We start from the raw sequence: 22,193 nt of genomic DNA, 5'->3' as shown, positions 1-22,193 counted from the left end.
TCGGCTCAATCGACCCAGTATTTGATGAACGAAGGCCCCGCTGGTTCAGCCTCCGACGATCAGCAGCGGGTTATAGCCAACGCGTTCGTATTCGCCTTTTTCTGCCAGCAGCAGGTCCAGCGCCAGGCTGGCCAGATCATCAGCGACCGGGTCCGCGCGCCCATGTAGCTCGCGTTGCGCGACCTTGAGGTAGCCATGGCATTCGTTACACGCCTCGGCCTGTACCGGCAGAAAGGGCTTGCCCTTCTCGTCGTCGAGGCTTAGGTAGACCAGCTTGGGACTCTCGCATTCGCTGCACTTCACTCGCTCCAGATGCCACTCGGTGGCGCACAGGCTGCAATGCAGGTAGCGCACCCCACTACGGTGCCTCTCGCTATGAATCACACTGGCGACTGGCAGCGCACCACAGCAAGGGCACAGACCCCGCGCCTGCGGGTCTGGCTTGCCGGGTGGTTTCGGCAGCGACAGGGCCAGCCGCACCCACGCCACTTGCAGCGCGGCCGCCACCAGCGGCATCAGCCCGCGCGTGGCTTCGTCGCCGGGGCGCGCTTCCAGCACGTCTTCGGCCAGGGCGGCACGCTGCTCTTCCGACATGCCTCGCAGGTTATCGAGCAACGGTCTCTGACGTTCACCAACATGCAGCTCAAGACTGTCAAGGATGCCTAGCAGATCGGCCTGCCAGTCGACGTCTCGCCGCAGCGCTTGATGCCCAAGCGGTGGCATGCCGTGCTGCAGTGCGGCATCGAAGGCGTCCGGCGCAGGCCGCCAGGCCGGCTCACGTTCGCTCAGCACCAGATGCTGCGCCTGCGCCACACGGGCCATGAACGCCAGGAACTCGTCCAGAGCCGGTACCTGCTCGACCAGCTCGCGCAGGCGCAAGGCGCGTTTACTGAACAGCTTCGCCTCCGCCAGGACGACCTCAGGCGCCTGCATGATGCCGGAGGGCACACTTCCGAAATTATGCTGCCCTTCAGACTCTTTTCTTGACGCTCCGGTCATGGTCGCTCCTGCTGCGTTTCACTGTTGGGTCGGGCACTTTCCGCATCGGTCTTGCGGTTGCGCATGACGTCCTCGTACCAAAGCGGGTGATGATGTTTGGCCCAGGCGTGGCTGACCCGCCCCTGGGTCATGGCGCGCACCGAGCCCTTGACCCAGATAGCCGAGTAGATGTGGATCACCAGCGTGATGATGGCGATGAATGCCGCATAGGCATGGATGGTCACTGCCCAGCGCAACGCCCAGACAGGCATATCGTTGGCGATCCACGGGCGCCAGAGTACGATGCCGGTCACCAGCAGAATCGGCACCGTGGCCAGGAAGATCCAGTACACCAGCTTCTGCCCGGCGTTGTTCTTGCCCACTGCAGGCAAGCGCTCGTCACGGTTGGTCAGCACGTCGCGGATCTGCCGGGTCCATTGCACGTCGTGGCGACGGAACAGGTTGTCGCCAAAGAAGCGCACTGCCTGAATCGCGAACAGCACCGACATGAACACGCCGATATACGGGTGCACGATGCGCGTCTGCTCGGGCCCGCCAAATAGCGCCGTGAGCCCGAAGAACGCCGGGTAGAAGAACGCCAACCCACTCAGCGTCAACAGGACGAAGCAGATCGCGACAATCCAGTGGTTGGTACGCGTCCACCAGCCGTAGCGCAGGATGCCGTGACGAACATTGGAATGACTCATGGCCGATCCTCCTCGCGACGGTCGAACTCACGGTCTGCTGTCGCCTTGTCGATATCCGGGTCGTCCTCCGGCTCTTCCTTGGGCCCTTGGGTGACGTAATGGAAGAAGCCCGCCAGCACCGAGATGCCCAGCACCGCCGACATGATCGGCTTGGTCAGGCCCTTCCACAGCTCGACCGTGGGCGCGATATGCGGGTCGCGAGGCAAGCCGCTGTAGATCTCCGGCTTGTCGGCATGCTGCAGCACGTACACCACATGGGTGCCACCCACGCCCGGCGGATCGTAGATGCCGGCATTCTCGTAACCGCGACCCTTGAGGTGCCCGACGCGCATGGCGCCGTAGTCCAGCATGTCTTCCTTGGTACCGAACATGATCGCCGAGGTTGGGCAGCTCTTCACGCAGGCAGGCTCCAGCCCGTGGAACACCCGGTCGGAACACAGCGTGCACTTGTAGGCCTTGTTGTCCTTCTTCGAAATCCGCGGGATATCGAACGGACAGCCCGCCACACAATAACCGCAGCCAATGCAGTGCTCGGAATTGAAATCGACGATGCCGTTGGCGTACTGCACGATGGCGCCAGGGCTCGGGCAGGCCTTGAGGCAGCCGGGCTCGGCGCAATGCATGCAGTTGTCCTTGCGGATCAGCCATTCGAGATTGCCCTGCTCGTCCTCGTATTCGGAGAAGCGCATGACCTCGAATGACTCCGGCGTCAGATCCTGCGGGTTGTTGTAGGTACCGTCACAGGTTCCCACTTCGTCACGCAGGTCGTTCCACTCCGAACAGGCCACCTGGCACGCCTTGCAGCCAATGCACACCGAGACATCGATCAGCTTGGTTACCTTGTCCACACCGCCCTGGCGAACTTGGGGTGAAGGCACCGTGCTGGCCGAACGGGCGATGATGTTTTGCAGGTTGATCTGATCACCACGCATCAGGCGGTCCCTCCGATCTTCTCCACATTCACCAGGAATGACTTGAACTCCGGTGTCTGCGTGTTCCCGTCACCCACAAAAGGCGTCAGGGTGTTGGTAAGGTGCGCCTTCTTCGCCACGCCCTTAAAGCCCCAGTGGATGGGAATGCCGATCTGGTGGACCGTGCGCCCGTCGATCTGCAGGGGCACCAGGCGCTTGGTCACCACCGCAACTGCTGTAATGAAGCCGCGCTTGGAGCTGACCCGGACCCGCTCGCCCACGCTGATTCCCAATTCCTGGGCCAGCACCTCGCCGATCTCGATGAACTTCTCCGGCTGGGCGATGGCATTGAGCCGCGCATGCGTCGTCCAGAAGTGGAAATGCTCGGTGAGTCGGTAGGTGGTCGCCACGTACGGGAAGTCGGTATTGGAACCGAACGAATCACGGTCCTGCTCGAATACCCTAACGATGGGGTTGTGGAACGCCAACGGGTTGTTGGGGCTCATGGGGTTGCGGTCCAGCGGCGACTCCATGGGCTCGTAGTGTTCCGGGAATGGCCCTTCGTTCAGCCACTCGGCTGCGAAGAAGTGTCCGCCCCCGGTCTGGGTGATGATGAACGGCTTCACACCTGCGGACGGCGGCGACGTCAGCGGGAAGTCCGGTACGTCGGCGCCGGTCCAGCGTTCGCCGTCCCACCAGATGAAGGCCTTGTTCGGCGCCCAAGGCGTTCCGTCTGGTCGCGCCGATGCGCGGTTATAGAGCACCCGGCGATTCATCGGCCAAGCCCAGGCCCAGCCGATGGTGTTGCCGGTTCCGTAGGGGTCCGTGTTGTCGCGACGCGACATCATGTTGCCTTCCTCGGTCCACGCGCCCGAGTAGATCCAGCAGCCACAGGCAGTGCTGCCATCGGCGCGCAGTTCGCTGAAGTCCTTCAGCTGCTCACCCTTGCGACGAATTACCTGGCCGTTTTCATCGGTCAGGTCCTCCAGCGCCCGACCGTTGTACTCCATCGCCAACTCGGCGGCGGTGGGGAAGTTGGGCCGCTTGTAGTTCCAGCTCAGGTTGAGGATAGGATCAGGGAAGGCGCCGCCCTCATCCTGATACAGCTTCTTGATCCGCAGCATGAGCTCGCCAAGAATTTCCGTGTCGGTCATCGACTCACCCGGGCCCGGTGCGGAACGCTCGTGCCATTGCAGCCAGCGCGAGCTGTTGGTGATGGAGCCGTCGTCCTCGGCGAAGCAGGTGGTGGGCAGGCGGAACACCTCGGTGCCGATCTGCGAAGGATCGACGTCGTGATACTCGCCGAAGTTCTTCCAGAACTCGCCGGTTTCCACGGTCAGCGGATCCATGATCACGAAGTACTTCAGCTTCGAGAGACCATCCATGACCTTCGCCTTGTTCGGGAACGCCGCGAGGATGTTGAAGCCCTGACAGAACGCACCGGTCATCTTGCCGAGGGTCATGTCGTTGATGGCATGAAGAATGTCGTAGATGGGCACCGAAAGCTTGGGCAGCCAGTCGTAGCACCAGTCGTTCTCTGCCGTGGCTACATCGCCGTACCAGTCCTTCATCAGGCTGACGAAGAACCGTTCATAGAACTTCCAGTAGGAAACCTCGCCTTCCACCAGCGGCTGCTTGATGCGCGTGCGCATGTAATCTTCATAGGTCTGCAGATTCGCAGACGGCAGGTTCAGATAACCCGGCAACAGGTTGGACAGCAGCCCGATGTCGGTCAGTCCCTGGATGTTGGAGTGGCCACGCAGAGCATTCACACCGCCGCCCGGCATCCCCATGTTGCCCAACAGCAGCTGCACCATGGCGCCGCAGCGGATGATTTGCGAGCCGATGGTGTGCTGGGTCCAGCCCAGGGCGTAAAGGATAGTGAGGGTCTTGTCCGGCGCCGCCGTCTGGGCGATCAGATCCCAGATCTGCAGGACCGTTTCCTTGGGCATGCCGCAGATATTCTCGACCTGCTCCACGGTATAGCGGCTGTAGTGCTGGCGCAGCAGTTGGAACACGCAACGCGGATGCTGCAGGCTCGGATCGCGCCGGGCGAAGCCGCGCTCATCCATGTCGAAGTTCCAGGTCTGCCGGTCGTAGGTCTTGGTGGCCTGATCGTAGCCACTGAACAAACCTTCCTCGAACCCGAAACCTTCGGCCACGATCAAGCTGGCATCGGTGTATTCACGCACATATTCCTGGGCGTACAGCTCGTTCTCGATCAGATAGTTGATCAACCCACCGAGGAACACGATATCCGTGCCAGTACGAAGCCAGGCGTGATAATCCGCCACTGCAGTGGTGCGGTTGAAGCGTGGGTCGATGGATATCAGGATCGCGTCATTACGCTCCTTGGCCCGCATGACCCAGCGGAAGCCAACCGGATGTGCTTCGGCAGAGTTGCCGCCCATGGACAGGATGACATTCGCATTGGCGATGTCGGCCCAGTGGTTCGTCATGGCACCGCGACCAAATGTTGGGGCAAGACCTGCCACCGTTGGTCCGTGTCAAACGCGCGCCTGGTTGTCCAGTTGGAGAATGCCCAGTGCTCGGGTGATTTTCTGCGTGAGATAGGCCGTCTCGTTGGTACAGGCCGATGCGGCCACCATCGAGGTCGTCAGCCAACGGTTGACCAGCCTGCCCTGCTCGTCATGGGTCTCGAAATTCTTGTCGCGGTCGTCCTTCATGTGCCGTGCGATACGGGTCAGCGCCTCGTCCCAGCTGATGCGCTTCCACTCGTTGGTGAACGGCTCGCGCACCTCGGGGTACTTGACCCGCGATTCGCTCTTGATGAAGTCCAGCACGCCGGCACCGCGCGGGCACAGAGAGCCACGGCTGACCGGATGATCCGGATCGCCTTCGACGTGGAAAATTTCATCAACGACGTTGATCGACTGGTCACCACGCGAATAGAGCAACATGCCGCAACCCACCGAGCAGTAGGTACAGATGTTGCGTGTCATGCGCGAGGCACTGAGTTTGAAATGACGGATGGAAGCGACGGCTTCATCCGGGGCAAAACCCATCATGGCCATGCTCGACGCGCCGACACCGGCGGCACCGAACTTGAGGAACTGGCGACGGGATACTCTCACGGTCATGGGTATCTCCCTTGTAGTTATGGTTGGCAAGCCAACTGATCCAGTGGACTGCCCCGCTCACTGGGGGTTCCGCTCCTGTGCGCGTCCGGTGCCGGCAGGCGAACCGTTGATGGCTTCGCCTGCCGTTATTGAGCATAGATCAGCAATCACCGGCGTCGAGCCGGCATCTTTGCCGGGCCGCAGGCAGCACAAATTCAGCCGTTGACCACGGTCCCGCCGTTTACATGGATGATCTGGCCGCTGACGTAAGACGAGTCGCTACTGGCCAGGTAGACGTAGGCCGGGGCGACCTCTTCTGGCTGACCCGGTCGTTTGAGCGGCACGCTGGCACCGAATTCGGCCACCTTGTCCGGATCGAAGGTGGATGGAATCAAGGGCGTCCAGATCGGCCCAGGCGCCACGCCGTTCACCCGGATGCCGCGCTCAGCCAGATGCATGGCCAGCGCACGGGTAAAGCTGACGATCGCACCCTTGGTCGATGAATAATCGATCAGCATCGGGTTGCCCTTGTAGGCCGTCACCGATGCCGTATTGATGATCGAAGCGCCCTCGCCCAGATGGGGCATGGCCGCCTGGGTCATCTGGAACATGCCGAAGACGTTGGTGCGAAAGGTCTTTTCCCATTGCTGCTGGGTGATGTCCTCGAAGCGCTCCTGAGGATGCTGTTCGGCGGCATTGTTGACCAGGATGTCGAGCTTGCCGAAGGTGGACAGCGTCTCCTCAATGAGCTTTTTGCACACCGTCTCGTCAGCCACATCGCCGGCAAAGGTCAGGCATTGGCGGCCATGCTCCTGCACGACGCGGCGGGTCTCCTCGGCGTCCTCATGCTGATCGAGATAGAGAATGGCTACGTCGGCGCCTTCGCGGGCAAACAGCACCGCCACCGAGCGGCCGATACCGCTGTCGCCACCCGTGATGATGGCGACCTTGCCCTGGAGTTTGCCGGCAGCCTTGTAGTCCTCGCCGCGAAATTCAGGGCGCGGCGTCATTTCGCTTTCCTTGCCGGGCTCGGGTTGGTGCTGAGGGGGTAAGGTCTGGGAGTCTTCGGCCATGCTGGGGTCCTCCGTCAGTAAGTAACTGTCAGTGGAGGACTGAGCGGCCGGCTGAAAAGTTTCTACCGGGTGATGAGAGGTGGTCTAGGGCGCGCTATTCGAGACTTAGGACAACCCTGCCCCGTGCCTCTCCGCTTTCCAGATACTGATGCGCGGCAACGGCCTCCTCAAACCTGAACACCTTGTCGATCTGCGGAGTAACCATCCTATCGGCCGTCAGCTGGTTGATGTGCCGCAAGGCCCGTCCGACGGCCTCGCGGTTCTGCTCGATGCCCAGCTCAGGCTGGCCGGTGAAGTCGCAGAGACAATGCAGGAAGAATTTGAAGTTTTTCTTGAACGCGGCACAAGCGGGAAACGCCGTTTCATTGCCACCGAGCGTGCCGTAGAGGATCAGCTTGCCGCGCGGCGCAATGACATCGCCGAGCAGCTTCATCTGCGAACCGCCACAGGAGTCCAGCACCACCTCCACGCCCTTCCCTCCGGTGATCCGCTCAAGGCGGCCGACCAGATCTTCCTCCTCCGTCGCGATGACCGTTTCGGCGCCAAGTCCCAATAGGAACTCGCGGTCCTCGCTATGGGCACAGGTGGCAATAACGCGTCCGCCGAGAGCCTTGGCCAGCTGCACCGCTGCCGGCCCGGTGCAATGTCGGGCCTGGGTGACCAATACGTACTGACCAGGCTCGAGCTGCGCCAACTCCACCAGTGCGAAGTAGGAAACCAGCAACGGCGTGTAATGCACCGCAGCTTCGGTGGCGCTGAGCATGGCCGGATAATGCACCAGCGCGTGCTGAGGGATGCGCACCTGCTCGCCATAAAGCGGATATTCATTGAGGTCATGGGCGGGAAAGCTCGCCACACGATCACCGATGGCAAATCCCACCACACCCTCACCCACCGCAGTGACCACACCGGCCACCTCGCTGCCAAGGCCCGCCGGTAGCCGAGCGTGACGCGGCGCGAGGTCCTGCCGCCAGAGCACGTCGTTCCAGCTGACGCCGATCGCGGCGACATTCACCAGCACCTCACCGGGGCCGGGTTTGGGGGTCTCCTGCTGCTCGTAACGCAGCACTTCGGCAGGGCCGAACTGGTGAAAGCGGATGATGCGGGACATTTGGAAGACCCCTCGATTACTGCATGTATTGAGACTCTATATGGCCGTTGGACACAACTCCAGCGGCCCGAACGCATTCCGCTCGATAGTGCCCATGTCCGCAAATAATGATGTACTGCATGCTCGCTTGTATGTATTTGCGTATCCACGTAGAGCCGGCCAATTCACCAGCGGGCATGCCCTGCTCGCTTTGATCTGACTAGAATGCAGTCGCAACATCCAGGAACGACTTACCGTCCGACCGCAACGTCAAGTGAATGGGATGAATCGCAACGATCTTCGCCGTGTCGATCTGAACCTGCTGATCGTGTTCGAGACACTGATGCACGAGCGCAGCGTAACCCGCGCGGCGGAAAAGCTATTTCTCGGTCAGCCGGCGATCAGCGCTGCGCTCGCGCGCCTGCGTTCGCTGTTCGACGACCCTCTCTTTGTGCGCACCGGACGCAGCATGGAGCCCACCGCCCGCGCCGAGGAAATCGCCCGGCTGCTTTCACCGGCACTGGACTCGATTTCCACTGCCGTGAGTCGCGCCTCATCCTTTGACCCCGCCACCAGCAACCAGGTGTTCAGAATCGGTCTGACCGATGAAGTCGAGTTCGCCCTGCTGCCGTCCTTGCTGCGCCGCATCCGGGCTGAAGCACCAGGCGTGGTGCTGGTGGTGCGTCGCGCCAACTACCTGTTGGTGCCTGGCCTGCTGGCCTCCGGCGAAATCTCGGTAGGCGTCTGCTACACCCAGGAGCTGCCAGCCAATGCCAAGCGCAAAATATTGCGGCGGCCGCGACCGATGCTGCTGCGCGCAGACTCCATTCCAGGGCGCATGAGCATGGAAGATTACTGCTCGCGGCCGCACGCGATGGTGTCTTTTGCCGGCGATCTCAACGGCTATATCGATGAAGAACTGGCACTGCGCGGCTGCAAGCGCCGGGTAGTGCTCGCTGTGCCGCAGTTCAACGGACTGGCGAGCCTGCTTGCCGGTACGGATCTGGTCGCAACGGTGCCGGATTATGCCGCTGCCGCCCTGGCTGCCAACGGCGGCGTGCGCGCCGAGCCGTTGCCGTTCGAGGCGAACCAGGATTTTCAGCTATCCATGGCCTGGCGCGGCGCCCAGGACAACGACCCCGCCGAGCGTTGGCTGCGCTCGCGCATCCAAATGTTCGTCGGCGATCCAGACAGCCTGTAGGGTGGAAAACGGCTACGCCTTTTCCACGCGTCCGCCCGCATCCACGCATAACCCCGCCTACCCTCCTGTACCAGTGCGCAAGGAAAAAGTGCGACACCTACGGTCGTTCTCCACCCCACGCGACGCTGCCGTTAAGGCAATTAGCCTCCGTCACATCGATAAACGCGCGTCCAACCATCATCGCCATTGATATTCACCTTCGCGCCGTTCGATTTCTGCTGCGTGGCAAGGCCGAGCAGACTCCCGCCCATCGATAAATCCGAGTTGCGGAGTCAAGCATGGAACGTTCACTCAACGCCTTGCGTTTTCCTTTGGTCGCGTTGGCCATGATCCTCGTCGCCGGTTGCGGCAAAGCCCCGGAGGCCACTCAGGCAGAGATGCCGCCGCCAGCAGTCAGTGTCGCCGAGGTCATCAAGCATGAGGTCACCGAATGGGACGAGCTCACCGGGCAGCTGGAGGCGCCAGAGTCGGTGGAAATCCGCCCGCGGGTTTCAGGCTACATCGACAGCGTGGCCTTTCATGAAGGCGCCCTGGTGAAAAAAGGCGACCTGCTGTTCCAGATCGACCCACGTCCCTTCCAGGCGCAGGTCAAGCGACTGGAAGCGGAATTGCAGCAAGCGCGCGCCACGCAAACCCGTACGGCCAGCGAGGCACAGCGCGGCGAACGGCTGCGAGCCAGCAATGCGATTTCCGCCGAACTGGCCGACGCCCGCATCAGTGCCGCCAGCGAAGCGAAGGCAGCAGCGGCCGCGATCCAGGCACAGCTGGAGGCAGCAAAACTCGATCTCGGCTTTACCCGGGTCACCGCTCCCATTGATGGTCGTGTGGGACGTGCGCTGATCACCGCCGGCAATCTGGTCAACGCCGGCGAGGCGCTGCTTACCACCCTGGTTTCCACCGACAAGGTCTATGCCTACTTCGAGGCTGATGAGCGCACCTACCTGAAGTACCGCGAGCTGGCGCGCGAAGGCCAGCGCGGGGATACCACCCCGGTGTACCTGGGGCTCTCCAGCGAGGATGGTCACCCCCACCTGGGATTCATGAATTTCATTGATAACCAGGTGGATCCACGTACCGGCACCATTCGCGGCCGCGCTGTGTTCGACAACCGCGACGGCCGCTTCACGCCGGGACTTTATGCCCGCTTGAAGTTGGTCGGCAGCGCTACCTACGACGCGGTGCTGATCAAGGACGTGGCGGTAGGTACTGACCTGGGCAAGAAGTTCGTGCTGGTGCTGGGGGACGACGGCAAGGTCGCCTACCGCGCGATCGAATTGGGACCGAAGCTGGAGGGCCTGCGCATCGTCCGCAGCGGGCTTGGCGAAGGCGAAACGATCGTCGTCAACGGCCTGCAGCGGGTCCGGCCGGGTAATGCGGTAGAGCCGAAAAGCGTGCCGATGGCCGATGCCGAAACCCTCGCCACGCTGCAGGAGCAGCACCGCGCCATCAGCGCCGCGCTGAAGCCGCAGGTGGTCGATCGCGCCGCGCCTAAGCCGCCCAGCAGTTAACGCCGCCCTCACCTTCACCACAACAGATTCGGCCAGGGTGCTGATGCGCACCCTTTCCCCCGGAGTGCGCCATGAATTTCTCGCAATTCTTTATCAAGCGGCCGATTTTCGCCGCCGTACTGTCACTGGTGATCCTCATCGGCGGCGCCATTTCACTGTTTCAGCTGCCCATCAGCGAATACCCCGAGGTGGTGCCACCTACCGTGGTGGTGCGTGCCGAGTACCCGGGCGCCAACCCCAAGGTGATCGGGGAAACCGTCGCCTCGCCCCTGGAACAGGCCATCACCGGCGTCGAAGGCATGCTCTACATGTCGTCCCAGGCTACCGCTGACGGCAAGCTCACGCTGACCATCACCTTCGCGCTCGGCACCGATCTGGACAACGCCCAGGTGCAGGTGCAGAACCGCGTGACCCGCACCATGCCGACCCTGCCCACCGAAGTGCAGCGCCTCGGCGTCACTGTGGACAAGGCCTCACCGGACCTGACGATGGTGGTGCACCTGACCTCGCCCGACGAGCGCTACGACATGCTGTATCTGTCCAACTATGCGGCGATCAACGTCAAGGACGAGCTGGCACGCCTGGAAGGCGTAGGCGATGTGCAGCTGTTCGGCCTCGGCGATTACTCGTTGCGGATCTGGCTCGACCCCGACAAGGTCGCCCTGCGCAGCCTCACCGCTACCGATGTGGTCAACGCCATCCGCGAGCAGAATCGCCAGGTCGCAGCAGGCTCGCTCGGCGCGCCGCCAGCGCCTGGTGCCACCGACTTCCAGTTGGCGATCAACACTCAGGGCCGGTTGGTCACAGAAGAAGAATTCCAGAACATCATCATCCGCGCCGATCAGGACGGTGCGATCACCCGCCTGAAAGACATCGCCCGGGTGGAGCTTGGTTCGAGCCAATACGCGCTGCGCTCATTGCTGAACAACCAGCCGGCTGTGGCCATGCCGATCTTCCAGCGCCCCGGCTCGAACGCCATCGAGATATCCGATTCGGTCCGTGCGCGCATGGCCGAGCTCAAGGAAACATTCCCCGAGGGCGTGGATTACGAAATCGTCTACGACCCGACCATCTTCGTGCGCGGCTCCATCGAAGCAGTGGTGCACACGCTGCTGGAAGCCGTCGTGCTGGTGGTGCTGGTGGTGATTCTGTTCCTGCAGACCTGGCGTGCTTCGATCATTCCACTGGCTGCCGTGCCGGTGTCATTGATTGGCACCTTCGCGATCATGCATATGCTCGGCTTCTCGCTCAACGCGCTTTCACTGTTCGGGCTGGTGCTGGCGATCGGCATCGTGGTGGACGACGCCATCGTCGTGGTGGAAAACGTCGAGCGCAACATAGGCCTCGGCAAATCGCCAGTGGAAGCCACCCGGCAGGCAATGAAGGAGGTTACCGGGCCCATCGTCGCAACCGCATTGGTGTTGTGCGCTGTGTTTATCCCGACCGCGTTCATTTCCGGGCTGACGGGACAGTTCTATCAGCAGTTTGCGCTGACCATCGCCATCTCCACGGTCATCTCCGCGTTCAACTCGCTGACCCTTTCGCCTGCCCTGGCCGCCGTACTGTTGCGTAGCCATGACGCGCCCAAGGACGGTTTCTCGCGCCTGCTGGACAGGCTGTTCGGCGGTTGGCTATTCAAGCCATTCAACCGCGTATTCGAGCGCGCCAGCCACGGCTATGTGGGTGCAGTCAGACGTATTCTGCGCGGCAGCGGCATCGCCCTGCTGGTCTATCTGGGACTGGTCGGCCTGGGCTACGCCGGCTTCGCCAGCACCCCGACCGGCTTCGTGCCGCCGCAGGACAAACAGTACCTGGTGGCATTTGCCCAGCTCCCAGATGCCGCCACCCTGGACCGTACCGAGGAAGTGATCAAACGCATGTCGCAGATCGCCGGCGAGCATCCGGGCGTTGAAAACACCGTGGCCTTCCCCGGGCTTTCCATCAATGGATTCACCAACAGTCCGAACAGCGGCGTGGTCTTCGTCGCCCTGAAAGACTTCGACCAGCGCAAGGATGAGAGCCTGTCCGCTGGAGCCATTGCGGCTGAACTCAATGGTCAGCTTTCCGGTATTCAAGAAGCCTATTTGGCCATCTTCCCGCCGCCGCCTGTACAGGGCCTGGGCACCATTGGCGGCTTCCGTGTTCAGGTACAGGACCGCGGCGACCTGGGCTACGAAGAGTTGTACAGCCAAGTGCAGAACGTGATCGCCAAGAGCGCCGACTATCCCGAGCTGGCCGGGCTGTTCACCAGCTATCAGGTGAACGTGCCGCAGATCGACGCCGATATCGACCGCGAGAAGGCCCGCACCCACGGCGTGGCAATCGACCAGATCTTTGACACCATGCAGGTTTACCTGGGCTCGCTGTATGCCAACGACTTCAACCGCTTCGGCCGCACCTATCAGGTCAACGTCCAGGCTGATCAGAAGTTCCGTCTGACACCCGAGCAGATCGGTCAGCTGAAGGTGCGCAACGACCGCGGCGAGATGGTTCCGCTGTCCACCTTCGTCAAGGTCAGCGACAGCTCAGGGCCGGATCGGGTCATGCACTACAACGGCTTCCTCACCGCCGAGATCAACGGCGCTGCCGCACCCGGCTACAGCTCGGGACAGGCCGAAGCTGCCATGGAGCGCTTGCTGAAGGCCGAGCTGCCCAACGGCATGAGTTACGAATGGACCGAACTGACCTACCAGCAGATTCTCGCCGGCAACACCGCAATGTTCGTCTTCCCGCTCTGCGTGTTGCTGGCATTCCTGGTATTGGCCGCGCAGTACGAAAGCTGGAGCCTGCCGCTGGCGGTGATTCTGATCGTACCGATGACGCTGCTGGCGGCCATCACCGGGGTGATCCTCTCCGGTGGCGACAACAACGTCTTTACTCAGATCGGTCTGATCGTGCTCGTCGGGCTGGCGTGCAAGAACGCGATCCTGCTGGTGGAGTTCGCCAAGGATAAACAGGAAGAAGGCATGGATCGGCTGGCCGCAATCCTTGAGGCGTGCCGGCTCAGGCTGCGCCCGATCCTGATGACCAGCTTCGCTTTCATCATGGGCGTGGTGCCGCTGGTGCTGTCCAGCGGCGCCGGCGCGGAAATGCGCCATGCCATGGGCGTCGCGGTATTCAGCGGGATGCTCGGCGTGACCTTCTTCGGTCTGTTGCTAACTCCGGTGTTCTATCTGGTGATCCGCGCGTTCGTCGAGAAGCGCGAGGAGAAAAAGGCTGTACTGAAGGAGGCCAATGCATGAACAAGGTCATCACCATTCCCCTCCTGCTCACGGTCCTACTGACCCTGAGCGCGTGCGCAGTAGGTCCCGATTACCGTGAGCCAACGATGGAACCGGCCCGAATCGATCGGGCCAGTTCAGAGGACTTCGACCGTTCGCGCTTCCAGGCAGCCTGGTGGCGCCAGTTCGAAGACCCGACGCTCGATGCCCTGGTCAGCCAGGCGCTGTCGGAAAACCGCGAACTACGCATCGCCTTCTCCAGGCTGCGTGCGGCCCGCTCGATCCGCGATGACGACGCCAATGACCGTTTCCCCACGGTAACCGCCGGAGCCAGCGCCGAGTATGGCGAGGCCCAGCAACCGGGATTCAGCGAACAGCGCAGCAACATCGAGCGCTACGACCTGGGTTTGGACATGGCCTGGGAGCTTGATCTGTTCGGCCGAATCCAGCGCCGTATCGAAGCCAGCGAGGCACAGACCGAAGCCGCCGAAGCCGAGCTCTATCAATTGCAGGTAAGCCTGATTGCCGAGCTGGTGAACGCCTATGGAGAACTGCGCGGCGCTCAGCTGCGCGAACGTATCGCCCGCGAGAACCTGGGCTATCAGCGCAACTCGCATTTATTGACCGAGCAACTGCGTGACGCCGGCATGGGCAGCGAGCTGGATGTGCTGCGCGCCGATGCCCGGCTGGCCGCTACCGAAGCCAGCCTTCCGCAGTTGCAGGCCACGCAGACCCGCGCAACCAACCGCATTGCCACCCTGCTCGGGCAACGGGCCGACCAGTTGAGCGTCGATCTTTCGCCGCGCGATCTGCCTGCCGTGGCCAAGGCTTTGCCGATCGGTGATCCCAGCGAGTTGTTACGCCGTCGTCCCGATATCCGCGCAGCCGAAAGGCAACTGGCCGCAGCCACGGCCAATGTCGGCGTAGCGACCGCCGACCTGTTCCCACGGGTGAGCCTGTCCGGCTTTCTCGGTTTTATCGCCGGGCGTGGTTCGCAGATCGGCAGCAGCGCGGCGGAAGCCTGGGGGCTGGCGCCGAGCATCAGCTGGGCCGCATTCGACATGGGCAGCGTGCGCGCCCGCCTGCGCAGTGCGGAAGCCGACGCCGATGGTGCCGTGGCCGCCTATGAACAACAGGTGCTGCTGGCGCTGGAGGAATCGGAAAATGCCTTCAGCGACTACGCCCGCGCGCAACAACGGCTGCTATCGCTGCTGCGTCAGTCCGGCGCCAGCCGGGCAGCGGCGCGGCAGGCTGAAATTCGATACCGCGAAGGCACCGTGGACTTCCTGGTGCTGCTGGACGCCGAACGCGAACGTCTTGCCGCCGAGGATGCCCAGGCGCAAGCGGAAATCGATGTCTATCGGGGAGTTGTCGCGCTGTACAAGGCGCTGGGTGGCGGCTGGCAGCTGAGCAACGGCTGATCGCTCTAAATCGGGCTTTTCGACTCGAAATGTGACCTGCGCCCGACCCTGACGGGAAGAATGGCCGTTTCGGAAAGAAAGCTCTTTTGAAGATGCGGCCGATTTGGCATAACACCGCGCTCGAGGTGCAGCCGCAACTTGGCTGCACGCTTGTCTGCCATCCGACAGAGGGAAGAACGTCCATGATCAAGCCGATCGTCACCATCGCCGGCCTTGTGTTTGCCATGATCGGCACAGCTGCTCAGGCCGAACCTATCGTCATCAAGTTTTCCCACGTTGTCGCCGAAGACACGCCAAAGGGCAAAGGTGCCCTGCTTTTCAAGCGTCTGGTTGAAGAGCGCCTACCCGGCCAGGTGAGTGTCGAGGTCTATCCCAACTCCAGCCTCTATGGCGATGCCAACGAACTTGAGGCCCTGAGCAACAATGACGTTCAGATGCTCGCGCCGTCATTGGCCAAGTTCGAGCGCTATACCAAACAGTTGCAGGTGTTCGATCTGCCGTTTCTGTTCGACAACCTTGAGGCGGTCAATCGCTTCCAGAAGCGTTCCAAGGGGCGACAGCTGCTGCGCTCGATGGAGAAGGACAACATTTCCGGCCTGGCCTACTGGCATAACGGCATGAAACAGCTGTCTGCCAACCGCGCTTTGCGTCTGCCAAGCGATGCATCCGGGCTGAGCTTTCGCATTCAGCCCTCGGCGGTTCTGGAATCCCAGTTTTCGCGGCTGGGGGCATCGACCAAGAAGATCGCCTTTGGAGAGGTCTACAAATCACTGCAGAGCGGCGCCGTACAGGGCGCGGAGAATCCCTGGTCGAACATCTATAGCCAGAAGATGCACCAGGTTCAGCCCTACATCACCGAAACCAACCACGGCGTCCTCGACTACATGCTGGTAAGCAACACCCGCTTCTGGTTCGGTATTCCTCACCATATTCGCACCGAGCTGGAAGGCATCATCGACGAGGTGACCTTCGAGGTGAACCGCGCGGCCGAAGAAGCCAACCAGGTCGATCGCGCGCGCATCCTCCAGGCCGGCACCTCGACGATCATCGAGCTGAGCCCGGAACAGCGCGAGGCCTGGCGCGAGGCGATGCGGCCGGTCTGGCAGCAGTTCGAGTCAGATATCGGCGAGGACATTCTCAAGGCAGCACAGGCGGTCAATCGCAAGCAGCGAGATTGAGCCGGTACGAACATGGAGGCGCTTTTGCGCCTCCATGCCCAAGCTCACCGAAAAGCCCCTGCGAAACAAACCGGCATTGCCCGGCCGTTCCGCTCGTTAAGAGCTACCCTTCAGGCCGCAGGATCACCACTCCCAGTGGCGGCACGGTAAGGGATACAGACAGCGGCTGCCCGTGCTGCTCAACCTGTTCTGCCAGAATCCCCCCACCATTGCCGTTGTTGGAACCTCTATAGCAGGCCGCATCGCTATTGAAAATTTCCCTCCAGCGCCCTGTTATCGGTACACCCACGCGATAGCCTCCACGTACTACGGGTGTGAAGTTGGCTACCACCAGCAGGGGATCACCGCTGGAGCTCTTGCGCAGCCACGCAAAGGTGCTGTTGGCGCGGTCGTCTCCGATCAACCACTGGAAGCCGGCAGGGTCGCTGTCAAGTTCGTGTAGCGCAGGTTCCTCTCGATACAAACGATTGAGATCGCGCAGTAGATCGTGCACGCCCTTGTGCTCGGGCTCATTGAGCAGATGCCAATCCAGTTCACGGTCATGATGCCACTCGCGCCACTGAGCGAACTCCGAGCCCATGAACAGCAGCTTTTTGCCGGGATGGGTCCACATGAACGACAGATAGGCCCGCAGATTGGCGAATTTCTGCCAGCGATCTCCGGGCATCTTGCCGATCAGCGATCCTTTTCCGTGCACCACCTCGTCATGGGAAATCGGCAGCACAAAATGCTCCGAATAGGCGTAGACCATGCTGAAGGTCATCTTGTCGTGGTGATAGCTGCGGTGGATCGGATCTTCCTGGATGTACTTGAGGCTGTCGTGCATCCAGCCCATGTTCCACTTATAGGCGAAGCCCAGGCCACCGTCGGCAACCGGCCTGCTGACGCCGGGAAATGCCGTGGACTCTTCGGCAATCACCAGCGCACCCTCAACCTCTGCCGTGACCACCTCATTCAGATGCTGCAGAAACTCAATGGCTTCCAGGTTCTCCCGCCCGCCGTGGCGGTTGGGAATCCACTCGCCTTCCTGGCGTGAATAGTCGCGATAGAGCATCGAAGCTACGGCATCCACACGCAGGCCATCGACGTGGAAGTCACGCAACCAATGCAGCGCCGAAGCCAGCATAAAGCCATGGACTTCGGTTCTTCCAAGGTTGTAGATGTAGGTGTCCCAGTCCTGATGAAAGCCCTCGAAGGGATGCGCGTATTCGTATAGCGCCGTGCCGTCGAATTCGCCCAGACCATGAGCGTCAGTTGGGAAATGCGCCGGCACCCAGTCAAGAATCACACCGATGCCGGCACCGTGACAGGCGTCGACGAAGGCGGCGAAGTCATGAGCTGAGCCGTAGCGCGCACTGGGTGCGAACTGAGAGAGCAACTGATAGCCCCAGGAGCCGCCAAAAGGGTGCTCCATGATGGGCATCAGCTCGATATGGGTGAAGCCCATTTCCTTCACGTAGGGAATCAGCCGCTCCGCCAGCTCGTGCCAGTTGTAGATGGGCCCATTCTCACCACCCTCGCGCTGCCAGGAGCCGGCGTGTACTTCGTAGATCGAAAGCGGCGCATTAACCGCCTGGCGTGCCGCTCGCTCCCGCAACCAGAGGTCATCCCTCCACTGGTAATCCAGCGGCCGGGCAACGATCGATGCGGTTCCCGGGGGATGCTCGGTTGCCAGTGCCATGGGGTCCGCTTTCAGCGGCAGAATCCCGTGCGGCCCAAGGATCTCGTATTTGTAGGCGTCGCCCGGCTGCAACCGGGGAATGAATATTTCCCATACACCCGATGGGAAGCGCAGCCGCATCGGGTGTCGCCGCCCGTCCCAGTCATTGAAACTGCCCACCACCGAAACACGTCTGGCATTGGGCGCCCAGACGGCGAAACGGACGCCTTGCACACCCTCGACCTCCACGACCTGCGCACCAAACACGCGGGCCAATTCCCGATGGTTGCCTTCGGCGAACAGATAGAGATCCATCTCACCCAATTGCGGACCAAAGCTGTACGGATCTTCGGTTACATGCACGCCACCAGGCCAGCGGATGCTCAGCAGATAGGGTTGCGGATGCGTCAGCCGCGTGAAGAACAGGCCAGGGACCTGCCCCTGCTCCATCGAAGCGAGAGTACGGCCACTGGAACGCTCGAGCACTTCCACACCCAACGCATTGGGCAGGAAGGCACGGATCATCAAGCCGTCGCCATCCGGGTGAGGGCCGAGAATCGAGAACGGATCACCATGTTCGGCACGGACCAGCGCATCGACATCAGTGTCACGGGGCAAAAGGTGTTCGCCGTGCAAGGTCACCGCCGGCCGATCATTCATTGAAACCTCCGCTGGTTAATTGTTGCGCCATTTCCCACAGGCCATGCAGGGGGACGGGAAGCCAGGCAGGTCGGTTTTCAGCTTCGTAGAGGATTTCATAAGCCGTCTTCTCGAAGCTGAACAACATCAGCGCGGCTTCGGCACCGTTGGCATCACGCCAGTTATGGGGAATGCCTGCAGCCGCCTGCCGATAAGCCTCCAAGAACATTGAACGCGCGCTGTGCCGATAGTTTTCGGCAATGCGATGACGGGCATCTTCAGCCTCGGCGGAGGTGTCGCTGCCCTGGGCATTGCGACGGACCATGGAAGCGGCATATTCGAAGGAGCGCAGCACACCGGCCACGTCCTTCAATGGCGAAAGCTTGGCGCGACGCTCTGCCAGCGACCGCGCCGGCTCTCCTTCGAAGTCGATGAAATAGGCATCGCCCTGTACCACCAGTACCTGCCCAAGATGCAGGTCGCCATGCACACGGGTACGCAGACCGCCGATCGCATTACCGGCAAGCCGTTCCACTTCAGCGAGCAGCCTGTCGCGCAAACCAAGCAGCTGCTCCACTTCAGCTGCAGCCTTGCGGCCCAAGCCGTCACGACTGGCTGCCAGCACATCCAGCGCACGCCCGACCTGCTCACGAATACTCGCCGCCCAGCTGTCGCTGTCGGCCTGGGTGGTGGCTTCATGGGCGAAGTCTGGATTGTCCGTTTCCGCAGCCAGTGTCACGTGCAACTCGCCCAGGCGCTGGCCCAGCAGTCGATTGAAGTTTTCCAGCTCCTCCAGCGCGCTGTATTGGTTCTCCACCTCCGACACACCGCCGGCCAGCTCATCACGCACCGCACGATCGAGGTTGGTCAGCGTCCATTCCCAGGCATCGCCCTGGTTGTCCAGGAAGCGCTGAACCACCATCAGGGCATGTTGTTCGCCCTTGCTGTTGAAGCGGCTGACCTGGCCGAGCATGGCCGAGATATGAGTGAAGCCCTGTTCAGTCAGGAAGCGGCCCATTTCCAACTCAGGATGCATTCCCGAGGAAACGCGCCGCAGCATCTTGATCATCATCGCGTTGCCGATGATCGCCGAACTGTTGGACTGCTCGGCCGAGGAATAACGTACTTCGACGCCTTCAGGGAGCTCGACTTCAGCCAGTTGCGGTAATGGCTGAAAGCGAATCTCGCCCTCGCCACAGCTGAGCACCTTTTCATCGCGCAAACCCTGAATCACCGCCAGCACAAACTGCTCGAGAGTGAAGGCGTCGGTTAACAGCCCTACCTGCGGGCCTCGCCGAACCCGCGCCATCGCCAGTTGCTGAGGCAGCGCGGTGCCGAATTCCGACTCCGGAAGGAAGCCCAGCGGCAGCTGATACAGGTCGGTATTGCCGCCTGATTCCACGGCTATTTCGCTGAATAGCACCGGGCGCTGCGGATTACCGAACGGCACGCTATAGCAGATCTTGATGGAATCGATCGGCGCACCCTTACTGGCGAACCAACGACGTTTAGGCAGGTAGGCCGGCAACGAATGGTTTTCCAGCGTGCGCTTGCAGGTGCTATCGAGTGTGTCCAAACGTTTGAATACCAATGTCTGGAAATCTGGCATGACGTCCACCGGAGCTTGATGCCAACTTGGCATCTGGTTAGTAGGAGCGAGCTGGAACCAGTAGAAACCGTAAGGCGGCAGGGTCAGCAAATACGGCAATTGCCCGATAGGGGGAAACGCACTGCCGCCGACCATCTCCACCGGAACCATGCCGGCGTATTGCGAAAGCTCCAGTTCAGCTGCCTGGGCCGCGCGGGAAACGTTGGCGACACAGAAGATGATTTCCGTAGCACCGTCGGCACCGGTGAATTCACGCAGATAGGCAAGGATTCGCCGGTTGCTGGGTGCCAACATTTTCAAGGTGCCGCGACCGAAGGCCTTGAACTGCTTGCGGATAGCCAGCAGGCGGCGGGTCCAGTTGAGCAGCGAATGGGGATCACGCTGCTGGGCCTCGACGTTGACTGCCTGATAGCCGTAGAGCGGGTCCATGATCGGCGGCAGGACCAGGCTGGGTGGGTCGGCGCGGGAAAAGCCGCCGTTGCGGTCCGGCGACCATTGCATCGGGGTACGCACCCCATCACGGTCACCCAGGAAGATATTGTCGCCCATGCCGATTTCGTCGCCGTAATAGATCACCGGCGTGCCGGGCATCGACAGCAGCAGGCTATTGAGCAACTCGATACGCCGCCGGTCGCGATCCAGCAACGGCGCCAGACGCCGCCGAATGCCCAGGTTGATTCGGGCACGTTTGTCAGAAGCGTAGTAATTCCAGAGGTAGTCGCGCTCCTTGTCGGTGACCATCTCCAACGTCAGCTCATCGTGGTTGCGCAGAAAGATCGCCCACTGACAGTTGGCAGGAATCTCGGGGGTCTGACGCAGTATGTCGGTGATCGGGAAGCGGTCTTCCTGAGCCAGCGCCATGTACATACGCGGCATCAACGGAAAGTGGAACGCCATATGACATTCATCGCCAGGCCCGCCGTCCTCGCCGCCAAAATACAGCTGGGTGTCTTCCGGCCACTGATTGGCCTCGGCCAGCAGCATGCGGTCGGGGTAGTTGGCATCGATCTCGGCGCGAATCTGCTTGAGCACCACGTGGGTCTCGGGCAGGTTCTCGTTATTGGTGCCGTCGCGCTCAACCAGATAGGGAATGGCGTCCAGGCGCAGCCCGTCGATGCCCAGGTCCAGCCAGTAGCGCATGACGCTGAGCACGGCCTTCATCACCTGGGGATTGTCGAAGTTTAAGTCGGGCTGATGCGAGTAGAAGCGGTGCCAGAAAAACTGCTCGGCAACCGGGTCCCAGGTCCAGTTGGACTTTTCCGTATCGAGGAAAATGATCCGTGTACCCTGATACTTGTCGTCGGTGTCTGACCAGACATAGAAATTGCGCGCCGCCGAACCCTTCTTGGCCTTGCGCGCTCGCTGGAACCAGGGGTGTTGGTCGGAGGTGTGGTTGATGACCAGTTCGGTGATCACCCGCAACCCGCGCTTGTGAGCCTCGGCAATGAAGCGCTTGGCATCGGCCATGTTGCCGTAGTCCGGATGCACGCCGCGATACTCGGCAATGTCATAGCCATCGTCGCGCCGCGGCGAGGGGTAGAAAGGCAACAGCCAGACCGTGTTGACGCCCAAGGCGGCGATATAGTCGAGCTTCTCGATCAGGCCGGTAAAATCACCGACGCCATCGTTGTTGGAATCGAAGAAGGATTTCAGGTGAACCTGATAGATCACCGCATCCTTGTACCAGAGTGGATCTTTGATAAAGGCGGCAGACTTGCGCGCTTTGGCCATGTTCTTCGTTTCCTCAAGGCTTCGACAGCCGCAGACGCAACGGCAAAGCCTGCTCTTTAATAAGGATTAACTTTCAATCACAACCTACTGATTAATATCCTTTTATCTTCATATCCTAGAATTCACTTTAACTTCATCAGGTGTTTTCTGATCGTCCCGTAGTGCCGAACTCGTTGGGCCTCGCAC

The 22,193-nt window shown here is 61.3% G+C and carries 13 protein-coding genes; 5 read left to right on the top strand and 8 right to left on the bottom strand.

Translation table 11 applies throughout. The features are described from left to right. Positions 1-45: 45 nt before the first annotated feature. The 6 genes from fdhE to BN1079_RS03265 form a co-directional block, all read right to left on the bottom strand. Positions 46-933 carry a formate dehydrogenase accessory protein FdhE gene (gene fdhE / locus BN1079_RS03295; RefSeq protein WP_037022269.1) on the bottom strand — a complete coding sequence of 296 codons (888 nt, stop codon included), beginning with the start codon at positions 931-933 and terminating at the stop codon, positions 46-48. A gap of 62 nt (positions 934-995) precedes the next feature. Next, positions 996-1,685 carry a formate dehydrogenase subunit gamma gene (locus tag BN1079_RS03290; protein ID WP_037022267.1) on the bottom strand — a complete coding sequence of 230 codons (690 nt, stop codon included), beginning with the start codon at positions 1,683-1,685 and terminating at the stop codon, positions 996-998. Next, a complete protein-coding gene (fdxH, locus tag BN1079_RS03285; protein WP_037022266.1) occupies positions 1,682-2,617 on the bottom strand; it encodes a formate dehydrogenase subunit beta in 936 nt (311 codons plus the stop codon). The genes BN1079_RS03290 and fdxH overlap by 4 nt, the downstream gene beginning before the upstream one ends. Further along, positions 2,617-5,691: a formate dehydrogenase-N subunit alpha gene (gene fdnG, locus BN1079_RS03280; RefSeq protein ID WP_171819318.1), complete on the bottom strand. Its 3,075-nt coding sequence runs from the start codon at positions 5,689-5,691 to the stop codon at positions 2,617-2,619. Before fdnG ends, fdxH begins: the two co-directional genes overlap by 1 nt. A 200-nt stretch (positions 5,692-5,891) precedes the next feature. Next, positions 5,892-6,749, bottom strand: coding sequence for an SDR family oxidoreductase (locus BN1079_RS03270; protein WP_037022257.1), 858 nt, complete (start codon positions 6,747-6,749; stop codon positions 5,892-5,894). Between the two features lie 94 nt (positions 6,750-6,843). Continuing rightward, positions 6,844-7,860: a zinc-dependent alcohol dehydrogenase family protein gene (locus BN1079_RS03265; RefSeq protein ID WP_037022254.1), complete on the bottom strand. Its 1,017-nt coding sequence runs from the start codon at positions 7,858-7,860 to the stop codon at positions 6,844-6,846. A gap of 262 nt (positions 7,861-8,122) precedes the next feature. Here BN1079_RS03265 and BN1079_RS03260 point away from each other — a divergent pair, with 262 nt between their 5' ends. From BN1079_RS03260 to BN1079_RS03240, 5 genes are all read left to right on the top strand, one after another. Continuing rightward, entirely contained in the window at positions 8,123-9,040 is a 918-nt protein-coding gene (locus BN1079_RS03260; protein WP_037022251.1) for a LysR family transcriptional regulator, read from the top strand. A 278-nt stretch (positions 9,041-9,318) separates the two neighbouring features. Beyond that, positions 9,319-10,548, top strand: coding sequence for a multidrug efflux RND transporter periplasmic adaptor subunit MexE (gene mexE / locus BN1079_RS03255; RefSeq protein ID WP_037022249.1), 1,230 nt, complete (start codon positions 9,319-9,321; stop codon positions 10,546-10,548). Between the two features lie 71 nt (positions 10,549-10,619). Continuing rightward, complete coding sequence (locus BN1079_RS03250) at positions 10,620-13,790, top strand: efflux RND transporter permease subunit (protein ID WP_037022248.1); 3,171 nt, start codon at positions 10,620-10,622, stop codon at positions 13,788-13,790. Next, positions 13,787-15,190, top strand: coding sequence for an efflux transporter outer membrane subunit (locus BN1079_RS03245; RefSeq protein ID WP_052114418.1), 1,404 nt, complete (start codon positions 13,787-13,789; stop codon positions 15,188-15,190). Before BN1079_RS03250 ends, BN1079_RS03245 begins: the two co-directional genes overlap by 4 nt. 182 nt (positions 15,191-15,372) lie before the next feature. Then, entirely contained in the window at positions 15,373-16,368 is a 996-nt protein-coding gene (locus BN1079_RS03240; protein WP_197538850.1) for a TRAP transporter substrate-binding protein, read from the top strand. 103 nt (positions 16,369-16,471) lie between these two features. Here BN1079_RS03240 and glgB read toward each other — a convergent pair whose 3' ends face one another. Beyond that, positions 16,472-18,688, bottom strand: coding sequence for a 1,4-alpha-glucan branching protein GlgB (glgB, locus tag BN1079_RS03235; RefSeq protein ID WP_037022247.1), 2,217 nt, complete (start codon positions 18,686-18,688; stop codon positions 16,472-16,474). Then, on the bottom strand, positions 18,681-22,007 hold the full coding sequence (gene treS / locus BN1079_RS03230) for a maltose alpha-D-glucosyltransferase (RefSeq protein ID WP_037022245.1): 3,327 nt from the start codon (positions 22,005-22,007) through the stop codon (positions 18,681-18,683). The genes glgB and treS overlap by 8 nt, the downstream gene beginning before the upstream one ends. Positions 22,008-22,193: the final 186 nt, after the last annotated feature.

Origin of the sequence: Pseudomonas saudiphocaensis, from assembly GCF_000756775.1 — a bacterium.
GTDB classification, from domain to species: Bacteria; Pseudomonadota; Gammaproteobacteria; order Pseudomonadales; family Pseudomonadaceae; genus Stutzerimonas; species Stutzerimonas saudiphocaensis.
This window is presented reverse-complemented; position numbering and strand designations above follow the sequence as displayed.